The organism is Agromyces sp. ISL-38 (assembly GCF_018613935.1).
GTDB lineage: Bacteria > Actinomycetota > Actinomycetes > Actinomycetales > Microbacteriaceae > Agromyces.
Map to the genome: position 1 here is coordinate 25,155 of NZ_JAGGPF010000009.1, position 16,202 is coordinate 41,356.

General features: G+C 70.2%; 13 protein-coding genes. 8 read left to right on the top strand and 5 right to left on the bottom strand.

All coding sequences use genetic code 11. From position 1 onward, the window contains the following. Positions 1 to 232 precede the first annotated feature (232 nt). From J7E25_RS07570 to J7E25_RS07600, 7 genes are all read left to right on the top strand, one after another. A complete protein-coding gene (locus J7E25_RS07570) occupies positions 233 to 1,444 on the top strand; it encodes a glycosyltransferase family 4 protein (protein WP_214869424.1) in 1,212 nt (403 codons plus the stop codon). Further along, positions 1,428 to 2,366, top strand: a complete 939-nt coding sequence (locus J7E25_RS07575; RefSeq protein WP_214869426.1) for a glycosyltransferase family 2 protein — start codon at positions 1,428 to 1,430, stop codon at positions 2,364 to 2,366. Before J7E25_RS07570 ends, J7E25_RS07575 begins: the two co-directional genes overlap by 17 nt. Then, positions 2,363 to 3,676 carry a wax ester/triacylglycerol synthase domain-containing protein gene (locus tag J7E25_RS07580; protein WP_214869427.1) on the top strand — a complete coding sequence of 438 codons (1,314 nt, stop codon included), beginning with the start codon at positions 2,363 to 2,365 and terminating at the stop codon, positions 3,674 to 3,676. Before J7E25_RS07575 ends, J7E25_RS07580 begins: the two co-directional genes overlap by 4 nt. Positions 3,677 to 3,699: 23 nt before the next feature. Continuing rightward, positions 3,700 to 4,215, top strand: coding sequence for an acyltransferase (locus J7E25_RS07585; protein WP_308164424.1), 516 nt, complete (start codon positions 3,700 to 3,702; stop codon positions 4,213 to 4,215). Continuing rightward, positions 4,212 to 5,324: a glycosyltransferase gene (locus J7E25_RS07590; RefSeq protein WP_214869430.1), complete on the top strand. Its 1,113-nt coding sequence runs from the start codon at positions 4,212 to 4,214 to the stop codon at positions 5,322 to 5,324. Before J7E25_RS07585 ends, J7E25_RS07590 begins: the two co-directional genes overlap by 4 nt. A gap of 82 nt (positions 5,325 to 5,406) precedes the next feature. Then, a complete protein-coding gene (locus tag J7E25_RS18305; RefSeq protein WP_214869432.1) occupies positions 5,407 to 7,047 on the top strand; it encodes an Ig-like domain-containing protein in 1,641 nt (546 codons plus the stop codon). A gap of 67 nt (positions 7,048 to 7,114) precedes the next feature. Continuing rightward, positions 7,115 to 8,416 carry a UDP-glucose/GDP-mannose dehydrogenase family protein gene (locus tag J7E25_RS07600; RefSeq protein ID WP_214869433.1) on the top strand — a complete coding sequence of 434 codons (1,302 nt, stop codon included), beginning with the start codon at positions 7,115 to 7,117 and terminating at the stop codon, positions 8,414 to 8,416. A gap of 42 nt (positions 8,417 to 8,458) precedes the next feature. Here the strand turns inward: J7E25_RS07600 and J7E25_RS07605 are convergent, their stop codons facing one another. Then, entirely contained in the window at positions 8,459 to 9,697 is a 1,239-nt protein-coding gene (locus tag J7E25_RS07605) for a hypothetical protein (protein WP_214869435.1), read from the bottom strand. A gap of 297 nt (positions 9,698 to 9,994) precedes the next feature. Between J7E25_RS07605 and J7E25_RS07610 the strand changes: the two genes are divergently transcribed. Next, the gene (locus J7E25_RS07610; RefSeq protein WP_214869436.1) at positions 9,995 to 10,501 is read left to right on the top strand and encodes a VanZ family protein; all 507 of its coding nucleotides are present in this window, start codon (positions 9,995 to 9,997) and stop codon (positions 10,499 to 10,501) included. Positions 10,502 to 10,510: 9 nt separating this feature from the next. Here the strand turns inward: J7E25_RS07610 and J7E25_RS07615 are convergent, their stop codons facing one another. From J7E25_RS07615 to J7E25_RS07630, 4 genes are all read right to left on the bottom strand, one after another. Beyond that, on the bottom strand, positions 10,511 to 12,433 hold the full coding sequence (locus J7E25_RS07615; protein WP_214869437.1) for a glycoside hydrolase family 15 protein: 1,923 nt from the start codon (positions 12,431 to 12,433) through the stop codon (positions 10,511 to 10,513). A 3-nt stretch (positions 12,434 to 12,436) separates the two neighbouring features. Beyond that, entirely contained in the window at positions 12,437 to 13,738 is a 1,302-nt protein-coding gene (locus J7E25_RS07620; RefSeq protein ID WP_214869439.1) for a UDP-glucose/GDP-mannose dehydrogenase family protein, read from the bottom strand. A gap of 141 nt (positions 13,739 to 13,879) precedes the next feature. Further along, positions 13,880 to 14,305 (bottom strand): VanZ family protein, encoded by a 426-nt coding sequence (locus J7E25_RS07625; protein ID WP_214869440.1) that lies wholly within the window; start codon positions 14,303 to 14,305, stop codon positions 13,880 to 13,882. A 67-nt stretch (positions 14,306 to 14,372) separates the two neighbouring features. Then, positions 14,373 to 16,103 (bottom strand): DUF4012 domain-containing protein, encoded by a 1,731-nt coding sequence (locus J7E25_RS07630; RefSeq protein ID WP_214869442.1) that lies wholly within the window; start codon positions 16,101 to 16,103, stop codon positions 14,373 to 14,375. Between the last annotated feature and the right edge of the window lie 99 nt (positions 16,104 to 16,202).

Here is a 16,202-nt window from a genome sequence, read left to right on the forward strand (position 1 = left end):
CCGGGCACTTGCTCGAGCGCCCCGCCCGATCGCTCGGTCCCGGTGCGCCATTGTCAACGCGAGATGTGAGGAACACTCCGTCACGTTCATAGTGGGGCCGGACTGTTAACGGCGCGCCCGCTTTGTGTTGCGCACCTGTTAACTCTGCGCGTCAATGCGGCGTCTGAAGTTGTGGATGCCTCGGTTTCCCATCGATGGTTGGAGGGACACACTCTGCGTCACGGGGGTACTCATGGCTTCGACGGGATCGAAGGGCGGCCAACGGGTTTCGATCCTGTACAGCTTCCCGCACGCGATCGGCGCGCCCGGCATCGGATGGACGGCGTGGAACCAGGTGAACGAACTCGTCCGCGCCGGGCACGAGGTGCACGTCGTCGCCGCGAGCGTCGCACGCCGGGTGCCCGGTCTCGCATCCGTCGAGACCTCGCTCACGGTGGCCGGCCGTCGGATCCCCCATCGCGCGATAGGTCGCGACCGTGCCCTCGCCTGGCACGACACGGTCGCAGCGCGATCGGTCGCCAGGCGAGCTCCCGAGGTCGTGCACGTATGGCCGCTCGCGGCGAGCCGGACGATCGCCGCGGCTGCGCGGAGCGGCATCCCGTCGTTCCGCGAGGTGCCGAACACTCACACCGGCAACGCCTACGAGGTCGTGGCGCGCGAGTCCGCACGCCTGGGGCTCACCCCGCGAGCGGGTGCGTCGCACTCCGCCGATCCGCGGCGGCTCGCCACGGAGGAGCGCGAGTGGGCTACCGCGACGGCACTCCTCGTTCCCTCGGAGGCGGTGGCGACGACGTTCCTCGAGCGCGGGTTCGACCCTTCGAGGCTTCGGCGCCATCGCTACGGCTGCACGCCGGATGCCACGGTGACGCGAATCGGGTCGGGGTCGACCGGGCTCACGGCCGTCTTCCTCGGCCGCGTCGAGCCGCGAAAGGGACTCCACCACGCCCTCGACGCCTGGCTCGCCTCGAGCGCCTGCGGCCACGGACGACTGCTCGTGTTCGGTGCCATCGACGATGACTACCGCTCGGTGCTCGCCGATCGCCTCGCGCATCCGAGCGTCGAACTTCGGGGCGTGACGAACGCGCCGATGCATGAACTCGCCGGCGCGGACGTGCTGCTCCTTCCGACCATCGAGGAGGGCAGTGCGCTGGTCACCTACGAGGCCCAGGTCGCCGGATGCGTCCCGCTCGTCTCGACCGCGGCGGGTGCCCTGCTCGACCACGACGTGCACGGGTTGCTGCACGACGTCGGCGATGTCGCCACCCTCACGGCGCAGCTCGACCTGCTCGCCGGCGATCCCGACACGCTCGCCCGACTCAGTGCGGGCGCCATGGCCCACGCTCCCGAATTGAGCTGGGCCGCCGCAGCGCAGAGCCTCCTCGCCGCCTACGGCCGAACCTCAAGCCTCGCCCCGAAGGGATCCGAGCGTGCAGACGCCGCATGACCTCGCCGTGATCGTGTGCACTCGCAATCGTGCGACGATGCTCGCGGCCGCGCTCCGTTCGATCACCCAAGCGGTGCCCGCCGGCGTGGAGGTGCTCGTCGTCGACTCCGCATCGGACACGTGGGAGACCCGCGACGTCGCCGAGGCGGCCGGTGCCGGGTACGTGCGCAGCGAGATCCGTGGCCTCTCGATCGCGCGCGACCTCGGCCTCCGCACGAGCACGCGCCCGCTCGTGCTGTTCACCGACGACGACTGCATCGCCGTAGACGGGTGGATCGACCCGATCCTCGAGCGATTCGGCGACCCCACCGTCGGCGCGGTGACGGGCCGCATGCTCGACCACACGCTCATCGGCGACACCGGCGCACCGGCGCCACCGCGCCGGTTCACGCGGACGATCCAGGGCCCCGACGCCGGTCACGGCGCCGTCATGGCTTTCCGCCGTCAGCTCGTGCTCGAACTCGGCGGCTTCGACGATGTGCTGGGAGCCGGACGTCATCTGGCTGGCGCGGAGGACCTCGACATGTTCTGCCGCGTGCTCGACGCCGGCCACGCGATCGTGCACGAGCCCTCGTGCATCATCCACCACACGAACACCCGCGAGGGCGACTCGTACACTGCGCTCCACCTCGGCTACGGGCTCGGCCTCGGCGCGCTCGCCAACAAGCTCCTGCGCTTGCGCTTCCGGGTGGGCATCGCCTTTCTCGCGGTGCTGCTCAAGCGCACCGGCGGGCGCGCGGTGCGGCACTTCCGCGATCCGCGCAAGGGCAGCGCGGATCGGGCGATGCTCCGCGGCATCCGTCAGGGCTTCGTCGCCGGCGCCAGGATGAAACTCCAGGGAACCACGTTCATCGACGAGCATCCACCGCCGTCGACGCCGGTCGACGAGCACGTCGACCGAGACACCGAGAGGAATCGATGACGCGAGCCGACACGAGAGCGGAGCTGATCCGCACGCTCGACGAGAAGTACGTGGCGAACTCCATCGCGTTCGACGCGATGATCGCCGCCGCCGCCCTCATCGTCGACGGTGCCGCTTTGCGCGGACCCGACGGGGCGATCGACCTCACGGCGATCAGGGCACGGCTCGAGGCGCTGACGTGGCGCGTGCCGGCGATGCGGCAGCGGCTCGTGCCCACGCCCTTGCGCCTCACGACGCCGGCGTGGGTGCCGGTCGCCGAGCTGGACATCGCGCGGCACGTGACGCTTCAGGAGACGGTCGAGGTCGACGGCCCCGCTCTCGTCGAGATTCTCACCGGACGGCTCAACGGGCCGATGGACCCGTCGCGTCCGCTGTGGGACTTCCGCGTGGTCGAGCTGGCCTCCGGTCGTGTCGCCATCGTCGCGCGCTACCACCACGTGATCGGCGACGCCCTTTTCGGACTGCGGATCGGCGACATCGTCGCCGGCACCGATCCCACACCGCTCATCACCGAGGTCGCGCCCGACGACCGCGCGGCCGTCGGCGTCGCCCCACGCACGGGATTCGGCATCCTCGGCATCGCCGGGCGCGAGTGGTGGCATCAGCAGAGCGGATTCGCGGGCGCCTGGCACGAGTACTGGCGCAAGCCCTTCGTGCGCCGGCTGCGCCGCTGGGGCGGCCGGATCATCCGACCGCTGAAGAACGCGGTCATCGAGCGATCGGGCGAGGCGCGCCGGGTGCTCGTCCCGCGTCACTCGCGTTACCTCGAGATGGAGCTCGCGCCCGCGGTGAAGCACGCGTACCGGCTCGGCGGCACCATCCACGATCTCACGGTCGCCGCGACGCTGCGTGCGGCGGCCCAGCTCGATCCCGGCCGCGAGTCCGTGTCGCTCCTGGTACCGATCTCCCGGCGCGAGCAGGGCGACGCGAACGTGCGGAACCACATCAGCGTCGTGAAGGTCACCGTGCCGGCCGCGGCACCACTCGAGGAGCTCGTTCCCGAGGTTCGCGCCCAGGTTCGCGCTGCCTTGGAGGACCGTTCCCGACGCGATCTCGGCAGCCGCGACTGGAGCGGCTACGCGACGTTCATGACGTGGGGCCGGCAGCGGCGCTACTTCGGCGGCGCGCCGATCGAGACCGTCACCGGATGGCCTGCGGGCGACCCCCGCGACGACATCGCATGTCTCTCGTGTTCGTACGAGACGCGGCTCACGATCTCGGTGACCACGAAGGCGTCGACCGACATCGACGCGCTCATGGCCTCGATCGCCGAGTCGTTCACCGTGTCCGAGCCGGCGACGGCGCCGTGATCAGGATGCCCCGGCTCTCCGGAGTGGCACGGTCGATGCTCGACCTCCGCACCTACCTGCACGCGTTCCGACTCGCGCACTTCTCCAGCTACTCGCATGTGCGACAAGTCAGGCGGCTCCAGCTCGGCGAGGGGGCGTCGATGGCGCCCAACGTCTCGTTCCGCAACGCGGAGCGCATCACGATCGGCGCCGGATCGCACATCGGCGAGCACTCCGTGATCTGGGCCGGCAACAGCACCGGACGCATCGTGATCGGCGAAAAGTGCCTGTTCGCGCCCAACGTGACGCTCACGGCGTCGAACTACGGCATCGTGCAGGGTGAACAGGCGATCATGGACCAGCCGAAGGTCGAGCAGGACATCATCATCGGCGACGGGGCGTGGCTCGGCGCGAACGTCGTCGTGCTCGCCGGCGTGAGCATCGGCACGGGGGCGGTCGTCGCCGCCGGCGCGGTCGTCACGAAGGACGTGCCGGCGCAGAGCATCGTGGGCGGTGTGCCCGCGAAGGTGATCGGCGAGCGCCCGAAAGCGGACGCATGAGCGCAGCATCCCGCCCCCTGGTCGTCGAGGCGGAGCCCGCCTTCCGCACCGCCCACGCGAACCCGTACAACTCGCGCCTCTACGCGACGATCGCGGCCGACGGATGCACCGTGCGCGACCTCTCTTACCTGCGGCTGTTCACCCGGCGCGTCGACGTCGTGCACCTGCACTGGCCCGAGCTGACCTTCCTCACCGGGAGGCCATGGCGGGTGCTGGCGCGCCTGCTGCTCTTCCGAGCCGGTCTCCGCGTCGCGCGCCGCCGCGGTGCTACGAAGCTCGTGTGGACCGTGCACAACATGGCCTCGCACGAACGGCGCACCACCCCGGTGCTCCGCGCGATGCATCGCCGACTCCTGGTCGAGGAGGTCGACGGGCTGCTCTCGCTCACCGAGGGCGGGCTCGACGCCGCCCGTGCCGCGTACCCCGAGCTCGTCGACAAGCCTTCGGCGGTCACCCCGCACGGGCACTACCGCGACGACTACGACTTCGCCGCGTCGCGTGCGGAGGCACGCATCGATCGCGGCATCCGGGCCGATGCGACCCTCGTGGTCTCGGTGGGCATGATCCGGACGTACAAGAACATCCCCGACCTCGTGCGCACGGTCGTCTCGGTGAAGAATGAACACCTGCTGCTCACCGTCGCGGGCAAGCCGGCCACCGACGCACTCGCCGAGGAGATTCGCTCGGCGGCGTCGGGCGATGCCCGGGTGGCGCTCGACCTCGCGTTCCAGTCCGATGCGGCGATCGCCTCGTGGCTCCGTGCCGCCGACCTCGTGGTGCTGCCCTACCGCGCGATCCAGAACTCGGGATCGGCGATCCTCGCCCTCTCGGCCGACCGGCCGGTGGTCGTGCCGGCCCTCGGCGCGATGCGCGAACTGCAGGAGCTCGTCGGGTCGGAGTGGGTGCGCTGCTACGAGGGCGAGTTCGACGCCGACGAATTCGCGCAGAGCATCGCCTGGGCTCATGCACCGAGATCGGAACGCGCGCCGCTCGACCGCCTCGCCTGGGGCGGCATCGCACGGTCGACGATCGAGTTCTACCACCACGTGCGCGGCGACGAAGCCGCCGCGTCGACCATCCCCGTCTCGCAGACGTCGTCGCAGCACTGACCTCGAGGAGCCTCCCATTTCCATCACCGCAACACCCGCCCCCATCGCCAGGCGCCGTCGCCGTCTCCTCGCACCGCTCGGGGTGGCGGTCGCCGGGATCACGGCAGCGGCCGGCCTCGCCGCCGGCCCGGTCGCAGCATCCGCTGCCCCGCTTGCCGCCGGCACCTACACGGTGAGCTTCACGGATGCCGCGACCGCCGATGCGGCGCTCCGGTCGCAGGGCGTCGAGCCGCTCCGCCGCTACGACTCGGTGATCGCGGGCTTCACCGCCCGGCTCACCGCGGCGCAGGTCGCGAGCTTCGCGGATGCCACGGGAGTCGTCGGCCTCATCGCCGACAAGCCGCTCACGCCACTCGCCCAGACCGTGCCACCCGCCGTGCAAACCGCCGAGGCCGACCAACCGCCGGTCAACGCCGGATCGGGCGCCGTGTGGAGCGGGCCGGGCGTCGCCGTGCTCGACTCGGGCGTCAGCGCGCACCCCGACCTGAACCTGAAGTCGGCCATCAACTGCCTCTCGACAGGCACGGGCGCCGACGGCGACGGCCACGGAACTGGCGTGTCGGGTGTGCTCGGCGCCATCGACAACTCGACCGGCATCGTGGGCATCGCGCCCGGCGTGCCGATCTATTCCGTGCGGGTGCTCGACGACAGCGTGAAGGGCACGGTGCAGACACTCATGTGCGGGCTCGAGTGGGTCTCGGAGAACGCCGACCAGTTCGACCTCAAGGTTGTGAACATGAGCATCTCCTACGCGGGCGCCGACGACGGGAACTGCGGGTTCTCCAACGCCGATGCGATCCACCAGGCCATCTGCTCACTCACAGACGACGGGATCTCGGTCGTCGGCGGGGCCGGCAACTCCGCGAAGGACTTCGCTGGCACCTCGCCCGCGAACTTCGACGAGGTGCTCGCCGTCACGAACGTGGCCGACTACGACGGCAAGCCCGGCGGGCTCGGCACCGCGCCGTGCAGCGCTACGACGAGGGACGACGCCTACGCCGTCTCGACGAACTTCGCGGTGAGCGCCGCCGACCAGGCGCACACCGTCGCCGCCCCCGGCGTCTGCCCCTACACGACCAAGAGGGGCAGCCAGTACGGGTACGTCGCGACCGGCACGAGCATGGCCACTGGCGTCGCTTCCGGTGTCGTGCTGAACTGCTACGCCGACGGCGCTTGCGCCGGGAAGTCCGCGCAGCAGGTCATCGCGATCGTGCGCGGGCAGGCCCAGGCGGCCGCGGCGCGCGGGCACGTGTTCACCGGCGACCCGACGAAGCCAGTCGCCGGGATGTACTTCGGCTACCTCGTGTCGACGGTGCCGAGCGGAACGACGCCGACCCCCACGCCGACACCCTCGCCCACGCCCACCCCCACGCCCACCCCCACGCCCACCCCCACGCCGACACCCACGCCGACACCCACGCCGACGCCCGACACCACGGCACCGTCGGTGACCATCACGTCGCCGACGTCGGGCAGCACCGTCTCCGGGGCATCGGTCGCCGTGACCGTGACCGCGAGCGACGACGTCGGCGTGGCATCCGTGGAGCTGTGGTCGGGCACGACGCGACTCGGCACCGCGACACGGCAGGCCGACGGCACCTGGCGCGGCGTCTTCGACTCGCGGCGCTACCCGAACGGGGCGTATGCGATGACGGCGAAGGCGACGGATGCCGCCGGCAATGTCGGCACGAGCGCCCCGATCACGATCGCGGTGCGCAACTGATCGGCGGCCGGGGCGTGCAGCGTCGCGCGCACTTCTCACTTCGTCCCAGCAACGAGAGGAAACGCGCATGAAGCTGTCCGTCATCGGATGCGGCTACCTCGGAGCCGTGCACGCCTCGGCGATGGCCGAGCTCGGCCACGAGGTCATCGGCATCGACGTCGATCCCGGCAAGATCGAGCAACTCCAGGCCGGCCGGCCGCCGTTCTTCGAACCCGGGCTCCCCGAGGTGCTGATGTCGGCTCGAGAATCGGGCCGGCTGCGCTTCTCGACGAACATCGCGGATGCCGCGGACGCGACCGTGCACTTCGTGGCGGTCGGCACGCCGCAGTCCCGCGACGGCCATGCCGCCGACCTCCGCTACGTCGATGCCGCGATCGACGCCCTGCTGCCGCACCTCAAGGCCGGCGACCTCGTGGTGGGCAAGAGCACGGTTCCGGTCGGCACGGCGCAGCGACTCGCCGACCGGATCGACGCATCAGGCAGCGGCGCGCGGCTCGCCTGGAATCCCGAGTTCCTCCGCGAGGGCTACGCCGTCAAGGACACCGTGGAGCCCGACCGACTCGTCTACGGTGTCGGCGACGTGCGCGATGTGACGGTGCTCGACGAGGTGTACACCTCGGCGATCGCATCGGGCACGCCTCGGATCGTCACGAACTTTCCGACGGCCGAGCTCGTGAAGGTCGCCGCGAACGCGTTCCTGGCGACGAAGATCAGCTTCATCAACGCGATGGCCGAGATCGCCGAGGTCACGGGTGCCGACGTGACGCGGCTCGCGGATGCGATCGGCCACGACGCCCGCATCGGCCGGCGGTTCCTGAACGCCGGCGTCGGCTTCGGCGGCGGATGCCTCCCGAAGGACATCCGGGCGTTCGCCGCGCGCGCCGAGGAGCTCGGTCGCGGCGAGTCGGTCGCCTTCCTGAAAGAGGTGGACGCGATCAACCTGCGGCGCCGCCAGCGGGTGGTCGAGCTCGCGCAGGAGGCCCTCGACGGCGCCGTATACGGCAAGAAGGTCGCCGTGCTCGGGGTCACGTTCAAGCCACACTCCGACGACGTGCGAGACTCCCCCGCCCTCGACGTCGCGGTGCAGCTCAAGGGCCTGGGTGCAGACGTGGTGGTGACCGATCCCGAGGGCATCGACAACGCGCGGCTCCGGCATCCGCAGCTGCTCTACTCGAACGTCACCGATGAGGCCCTTCGGCACGCCGATCTCGTGGTGCTCGTGACCGAGTGGCCCGAGTACGTGGCGCTCGATCCCGCACACGTGAAGGAGATCGCCCGCGCGTCCACGATCATCGACGGGCGCAACTGCCTCGACGCAGATCGTTGGAAGGCGGCCGGCTGGCGCTACGTGGGAATGGGACGGACCTGACGAGCCGCGCTCGCTGACGGACCCACGGTCGGCGAGCCCGGCTCAGCCCCAGATGCCGCGCAGGTAGTCGTCGGTGGGGGTCGGCGTGAGCTCGTCGAACCAGTCGGCCGCCAACGACGACATCGACGCGTCGTACTGCCAGGCGCCCACCTTCGACTTGTTGTTCGTCGGCGCCTTGCTGTACGAGGAGAAGCTATTCTCCACCGAGCCCCACTGGGTGGTGTACAAGGACCCGAAGACGTAGGAGTCCTTGGCGAAGAGCTGGCCCGACTCTCCGCTGCCGTTGATGGCCTGCCCGATCGTCGGCGTGTACGCGCCGGGCGGAGCCGGATAGCGCACCCGCATGGCGACGATCTGGGCGGTGAGGATCGAGTGGTCGAGCGTCATGAACGGGGTGCCGAGATCGGGGTCCTGGGACTTCGGCCCACCGAGTTGAAGCGCGCTGTTCAGTGCGCCGAAGAACGTGGAGTCGCGGATGGTGAGCCCCCGGTAGGCGCCGTTGCCGTACATCTGGAGCGTGTCGATATGGTCGGTCGCGCCGCCCGGGCGGAAGACGGGAGCGCAGTAGCATCCCTCCCACAACGAGTCCGTGATCATCGAATTCGTGCCCGCGGCGAAACCGAAGGGATCGGAGATGTCGGCCTTCGCATCGGCCATGACGACCTCGTAGGCGTTGCACTCCTTGACGATGCCGCTCGAGGCCGTCATGCGGAACCCGTACGACACCTTGGAGTGCGCCCAGTTCGTGCGCGAACAGTCGGTGAGCAGGATGAACGGCCCGTTGATGCGCGCGAAGGTCACGCCCTTCACGGCGACGAGTCGCGACGAATCGGTGATCGTGACGGAGCCCCAGCCGTCCCTCGGCGAGACGAGGATGTTCTTCGTCGCCGTGCCGCGCCCGACGCCCTTGAGCACAGCTTGGGAGCCCGACGACGCACCGTAGCCGGGAAGTGTGCCGGGAGCGACGCGGATGTGCACGCCCGCCGCGATCTGGGCGTCGGTCACCGAGATGATCGCCTTGCCGATCGCGGTCCAGTCGCAGGCGACGTCGATCATCTTGTCGAACGTATCGCCGATCTGCGGCGTGTTGGCAGGCCAATGGGTGCCGTTCGGCCCGTACGAGCGCACCGTGGCGACCGCCGCCTTGCCGGTCGGCTTGCTGGCCTCGACCCGGCCGAGCTTCGCGTGGGGCGGGTCGGCCGGCACGGTCGGCGCGAGGATCGCCGGAACGATCAGCGCTACCGAGGTAAGCAGGGAGCGTCGGGAGATTCGGTCGGTCATGTGGCGTCCTCCGGTCTTCGATGAACGTTCCGGTGCACGTCCGACTCACGGCAGACGCGGGTGCGCCGAGCATGATCGCCGGGCCCCCTGGTGCGACAATGTCGACGCTACCGGGGATTCATTAACCCGGCATTACGAACACGCGACAACTCTGCACCCGGGCGCGAGCCCGCGCACGGCGAAAGAACCCCGTCGTATCGAGGAAACCTCGCGGGAACCTCGTGGGAACCTCGCGCCGCTAGCCTGAGCGGATGAGCACGAATCGATCCGGCCGCGCGCGCCCGACGCGGATGCCTCGTGGCCGCTGACGCGGCGAGCCGGCCGACCCATCGGCGGCGCTGGTGGCTCGTCGCGTGCGCCGTGGCATACGCGGCGGCGCTCGGGATCGTGCTGCTGTGGCCCGTGCACGTCGACGGCGAGGGTGGACTGTTTCCGTCGAGGCCGATCCTGACCTTCCTCGAGGGGTTCGGCATCCCCGCGTGGGCGAGCTATCCGTGGGTTGAGTTCGGGGCGAACGCCACGTTGTTCGCGCCGCTCGGCGCGCTCTGGGTCGCGGCTGCTCGCGACCCGCGCGCCAGGGACGTGGCCACGGCAGCATCAGTGGGAGCGGCGGTGAGCGTCGCCGCCGAGGCGGCGCAGGGGTTGTTCATCTCGGCGCGCACGGTCGATGCGCGCGACGTGCTCGCGAATGCCGTCGGCGCGGTGCTCGGCGCGGTCGCGATCGTGGCACTCGATCGGGCGCTCGGCCGGCAGGGCGTTGCAGCGGCGGCATCCGGACGGTTGCCGGCCGACCAGCCTCGCTGATGCGCCCGCTCAGCCGCGCTGACGCGCCCGCTCAGCCTTGCTGACGCGGCCGCCGAGCCGCCCTGAGCCCGGCCGGCCCCGAGAGCTCCTCGCCGCGCTCGCGAGTGCGCCCTCCGCCGCGATGCCCCGCGCGTGCGCGATCGCGTCGGCGGCCCGCACGAGCGCGAGATGCGAGAGCGCCTGCGGGGTGTTGCCGGCCTGTCGACCGGTGCGCGGGTCGGCCTGCTCGGCGAGGAGGCCGAGGTCGGTGCGGTAGCCGAGGATGCGATCCATGAGTGCTGCCGCCTCGTCGAGGCGGCCGGTGTGGGCGTACTGCTCGACGAGCCAGAACGAACACGCGAGGAACGCGTTCTCGTCGCCGGGCACGCCGTCGACCTCGGCCTCGGTGCGGTAGCGCCGCAGCAGCCCATCGCGAAGCAGGGTGCGCTCGATCCGGTCGACGGTGCCGAGCATGCGGGGGTCGTCGTAGGCGACGTAGCCGATCTGCGCGAGCTGCAGCAGCGCGGCATCCACCTCGGTCGAGCCCTCGAACTGCACGTAACTGCCGAGCGAGGTGTCGAACCCGCCGCGCTCGATGCGTGCGGCGAGGTCGGCGCGGATGGAGCGCCACCGGTCGACAGGGCCGCTCCGCCCGTCGTGCTCCACAGCGCAGATCGCGCGGTCGAAGGCCGCCCAGAGCATCGCGCGCGAGTGGGTGAAGTGCTGGCCCGGGCCGCGGATCTCCCAGATCCCCGAGTCGGGCCGATCGAGGTGGCGCTCGGCTTCGCGCAGCAGTGCAACCTGCAGCGACCACGAGAATCTGTCTTCGTCGATGCCGCGGTGTCGCGTCGCGTCGAGCGCGATCATCACCTCGCCGAAGATGTCGGCCTGGTACTGCTCGGATGCCGCATTGCCGACGCGCACCGGTGCGCTGCCCCCGTGACCCGGCAATGTCGGCACCTCCCACTCGTGGATGCGGCGCTCGCCGGCGAGTCCGTACATGATCTGCACGTCGGCCGGGTCGCCCGCGATCGCGCGGAGGAGCCATCCCCGCCACGCCTGCGCCTCCTGGGTGAAGCCGTGATGCAGGAGCGCCTCGAGCGTGAGGGCGGCATCGCGGAGCCATACGTAGCGGTAGTCCCAGTTGCGGACTCCGCCGAAGTCCTCGGGCAGGCTGGTCGTCGCGGCCGCCACGATGCCCCCGGTCGCCTCGTGCGTGAGAAGTCGCAGCACGAGGAGCGAGCGTCGCACGGCCTCGTCGTAAGCGCCCGGTTCGACGCACGACTGCACCCACGATCGCCACCACGCCTCGGTCGCGGCGAGCACGGCGTCGACGTCGAGCGCGTCGGGCATCGTCAGGTGAGCGGGATACCAGGTGAGTTGCACGTCCACCGTCTCACCCGCCGCCACGGTAAAGTCGCCAACGTGGCGGTGGTCGCGCGCCACGAGCTTCTGGCCGCGCACGACGAGGGCGTCGGGTCCGGCGACGGCGAGCAGCGCCGGGGCCTGCGCCGTGCCCACCTGGCGCATCCAAGGCAGCGACGACGCGTAGTCGAATCGCACGCGCAGCTCCTGCTGCATGACCACGCGTCCCCGGATTCCGCGCACGCGCCGGATCACGTCGCTGCGCCGCTCGGAACCCGCCGCGCCGTACATTCCGCCGCCGTGACCCACGCGGGGCATGAACTCCACGACCTCGACCTCGCCCTCGGCAGTCACCCAGCGCGTGACGAGCGTGAAAGTGTCGGGCGTGTAGGCCCGGGAGCCCGTTGCCGCGGCATCCGCCGGCCGGAGGCTCCACCGACCCTGCTCCTCATCGCCGAGTAGCGCGCCGAACACCGAGGGCGCGTCGAACCGGGGCGCGCAGAACCAGTCGATGGACCCATCCGAGCCGATGAGCGCCGCCGTGCGGCAGTCGCCGATGACCGCGTACGCTTCGATGGGCATGGCCATGGGTCAGGGCCGGCCGAGTCCGCGGTACTGCCAGCCGGCCGCGCGCCATGCCGCCGGGTCGAGCACGTTGCGCCCGTCGATGATGCGGCGACCGGCGACGAGACGGCCGGTCGCGTCGGGATCGAGCGCGCGGTACTCGCGCCATTCCGTTGCGAGCACCACGAGATCGGCGTCGCGCAGCGCCTCGCGGGTCGACTCCAGGTACGTGAGCTGCGGATGCCTCGACCGCGCGTTCTCGATTCCCTCGGGATCGGTCGCAACCACCTCTGCCCCGAGGCCCTTGAGCTGCACGGCGACATCGAGCGCAGGCGAGTCGCGCACATCGTCGGACTCGGGCTTGAAGGTGACGCCGAGGACGGCGATCCTCGAGCGATGCACCGAACCCCCGAGCGCAGCGACGGCCAGGTCGACCACTCGCTTTCGCTGCCGCATGTTGATCGTGTCGACCTCCTTCAGGAACTCGAGCGACTCGCCGCGTCCGAGCTCTTCGGCGCGGGCCGTGAACGCCCGGATGTCCTTGGGCAGGCAGCCGCCCCCGAAGCCGATGCCCGCGTTGAGGAAGCGCCGGCCGATGCGGGCGTCATGCCCGATCGCGTCGGCGAGGGCCGTGACATCCGCTCCGGTGGCGTCGGCGATCTCGGCCATGGCGTTGATGAAGCTGATCTTGGTGGCGAGGAAGGCGTTGGCCGCCACCTTCACGAGCTCGGCCGTCGCGTAGTCGGTGACGAGACGCGGCGTGCCGGCCTCGATCGCGGCCCGGTAGACCTGGTCGAGCACGGAGGTCACGTGCTCGTGCGCGATTCCGTAGACGAGTCGATCGGGCTCGAGTGTGTCTTTCACTGCGAACCCCTCGCGCAGGAACTCGGGGTTCCATGCCAGGCTCGCGTGCGGCGCCGCCTCAGCGAGCCGGCCGGCCAGGCGCGCGGCGGTACCGACCGGCACCGTGCTCTTGCCGACGACGAGCGCGCCCTCGGCGAGATGCGGGAGCAGCCCCTCGAATGCGGCGTCGACGTACGAGACGTCAGCGGCGTTCGTGCCGGCGGTCTGCGGGGTGCCCACCGCGAGGAAGTGCACCTCGGAGCCCGCGGCATCCGCGATGTCGGTGCTGAATCGCAAGCGACCGGTGGCGGTCGCCGAGGTGAGGATCTCGGGGAGGCCGGGCTCGAAGAACGGCGGGCGCCCCGCGGCGAGCGCGGCGATCTTGCGCTCGTCGACGTCGATGCCGATCACCTCGTGGCCGAGTTCGGCCATCGCCGAGGCATGCACGGCACCGAGATAGCCGCAACCGATCACCGAGATTCGCATAGTGCTCCTTCGAGAAGTTGTGCCGGCGCGTGCACACAGGCGTGTCAATTGTCCACTACGGCCATTGAATGTGCCTGATTATCGAAGCACGCCACGCGTACGCGTCGCCTCGCGGGAACGACGTGACGACGACTCGATCCCTCAGCTCGCGCCGGCCTGCCGGCCCTTGGCGTTCGCAACGCGGACGACCGCCGAGACGATCAGCCACCCGATCGCCCCGCCGAGCGTGTTGGCGATCACGTCGCTCACCGTGGTGAAGCGCTGCGGCAGCAGCGTGAACTGCACGAGCTCGATCATCGCCGACGCGGCGCAGCAAGCGAGCGGCGGCACCCACCGTGCCAGTCGGGGGCGCAGTGCGAGCGTGAGGAGCAGCCCGAGGGGGATGAACATGAGCACGTTGGCGGCGAACTCGATGTGCTCGTACTGAAGCCCGATCAACCCGTTGCCGCGCACGAACGCCGCGAACCGGAGCACGCCGATGCGCATCCCCTGGTCGACCGGCACAGGCCAGAACGCAATGACGCCCACCGCGGCGATGTACACGGTGAGCAGGAGTCGGATGACCATTCGTCTGCCTCTCGGGAAGCGTTCAAGGGCGAGGAATCGAGCACTCGGGCGCGGATCGATCTGCCGCTCAACAGTGTGCATCGTAGATGCGCAGCGGCGTCTGCCTCACCATCGGGGTGTCACGCACCTTCAGCTCGGCGTAGTCGAGCCCCTCGCCCTCGAAGAGCACCTCGAACGAGACGGTCTGGCCCGGCTGCAGGAGGATCGGGACGGTCACGACAGAGCGACCGTCGAGTGCAGAGACATCGGCGTTGTCGAACGGTTGGTCTCCGAGCCGCGCGCCCGTCATCGCAGCGCCGTTCGGCCCAACGACCTCGATACGGGTGAGCACTTCGCCCGCCGGGAGCACGGGACTCGTGAGGCTCCCCGGCAGCCCCGACGTCGGCACGCTCGACGTGAGGGTGCCGGCGACGGAGAACTGCGTCGATGCGCTCTCGCAACGGTTGGCGCTCACGTCGAGCGTGGCATCGAGGTAATAGTCGAGCTTCGTCTTGCTGTAGTCGTTGGCGAAGACGCCGATCGTCGTCGCCGTGTCGTCATCGGCCGCGAAGGCTCCCTCGAGCCCGGTTCGCGCAACCAGCTCCTGTTCGCTCGGATCGGCCAGCCAGAACCGGAGGCGATCCTCTTCGGCTGCTCGGGCGAGCTGCTCGATGAGGTCGACGAACGATCCCTGGCCCGCCGCGACGGCGATGAAGACGAGTGAGCTGGCTCCGGCGAAGTACGCGTCTTGGGCCGCGCCGTCGGGGTAGCGGGCGTAGACGTCGGAGAGGAGCGCTCGCGTGACATTGTCGGATGCGAGTTGACCGCCGTCGTCGAGCGTGACCGGCCCGATCGCCTCCAGCACGTAGCTGAGGGCCACGGGGTCGACCGAGAGGACGCCATCGAACTGCCGGTCGGCCGCTTCACTCCAGAGGCCCGCGGCCAGTGCCGCCGTGGTCGGGAAATCGGGCGTCATGGTCACGGAGTCCATCGTGCGCCCGGTCTCAGCGCCGAAGAGCTCCACGAGCCCGTCGTCGACCGGCAGCGGCGGCTGGTCGAGCATCGCGGTCTCGGCGAACGGATTCAGACTCGGCTCGATGGTCATCACGCCGCGGTCGACCGACAGGATCGCGAATGCCGTGACATTGCCGCCCTGGCTCCGCAACTCAGCGTTGTTCGGGAACATCAGCAGGTAGCTGCGGGGCTCCGACGCACCCATCGCGTCGGGCAGGATCTGCGCCGCCAGGGAGAGGCCCGCCGTGATGTCGCCGACCCGGTGCAGCTCCGACCGCAGCTGCAGCACGGAGACGGCAACGGGTCCGATGAGCTGGTCGGTGTCGATCTCGTCCATGAGTCGCGCCGCCGCGTGAATCGTCTCGTCGGCAGACGTGACGGCGGGTTGGGTGCGGAGCACGGCCTCGATGTCGAGTCGTCCGCCCTGCGGGCGGAACGCGTTCAGTTCGATGCCGGATGCCTCGCGCACCGCGCCCTTGGCGACCGCCTCGGCGACGCCCGTCGTGACGGTGATCGCCTCGAGATTGGGGCCGAGCAGCGGCATCCGCTCCCCGATCTTCCAGAACGGGTTGTCGATTGCGCGCGACGCCGCCTCGGTGTGCTCGACGAATGCGTCGACGTTGGCCTCGAGCTGCTTCGTCTCACCGGAGACGAGGCCGGCCTGGATGGATGCCGCGAGCGGGAGCGCCCGCTCGAGCTCACCGCGCGCCGAGAATCCGGAGATGATGATGCCCGCCGCGCCGATCGCCACTGCCACCGCCACGGCACCGAGCACCCACCATGCGACCCTGCGGACGATACGCATCGTGCGCCCTGTGTGCTGTGAGATGCCCGTCTCCCCCGAATTCTTCCGATACGCCAGTTGTCATCATATGGCCGCAACAATCGCCCCCTAATATCGTGG